Source organism: Pantoea sp. USMM079 (assembly GCF_037153115.1).
Lineage (GTDB): Bacteria > Pseudomonadota > Gammaproteobacteria > Enterobacterales > Enterobacteriaceae > Pantoea > Pantoea communis.
Genome location: NZ_JBBCKX010000065.1, coordinates 1 through 570 on the forward strand (window position 1 = coordinate 1; position 570 = coordinate 570).

Genomic DNA, 570 nt, shown 5'->3' on the forward strand with positions numbered 1-570 from the left:
CTGCGGGCACACCAGCGCTAACGTTCTGCAGAGAAACTTCCAGGCCAGCGAACCGAATCAGAAATGGGTCAGTGACGTGACGGAGTTCAGTCTGGGAGGAGGGAAAGTCTATCTGTCGCCGTTGATGGATCTGTTTAACCGGGAGATCGTGGCGTGGAATCTGAGCACGAGGCCGGACTTTGGCCTGGTGGCCGGGATGCTGGATGATGGGCTGAGGCAGTTGACAAAAAATGAACATCCGGTGCTGCACACAGACCGCGGCTGGCAGTATCAGCACAGACAGTGGAAGATGAAGCTGAGCGCGCACGGTGTGATAAGAAGCATGTCGCGGCCCGGCAACTGTCTTGATAATGCGGTGATGGAGAGCTTCTTCGGGTTGCTGAAGACGGAGTGCTGGCATCACGAAAAGTACAGTAACGCCGATGAGTTAAAGGAGGCGATAGGAAGCTGGATAAACTATTACAACTACGAACGGATCAAGACGGGGTTAGGTGGACTGAGTCCGGTACAATACCGAACTCAGTACCAACAGGCGATGTTATAACTGTCCAGGTTAAGGGGTTCACTTCA

The 570-nt window shown here is 53.5% G+C and carries 1 protein-coding gene; it reads left to right on the forward strand.

Annotated features, from left to right (window positions below; translation table 11 throughout):
* On the forward strand, positions 1 to 544 hold a 544-nt coding region (locus WFP70_RS26515), incomplete at its 5' end, for an IS3 family transposase (RefSeq protein WP_337024907.1).
* Between the last annotated feature and the right edge of the window lie 26 nt (positions 545 to 570).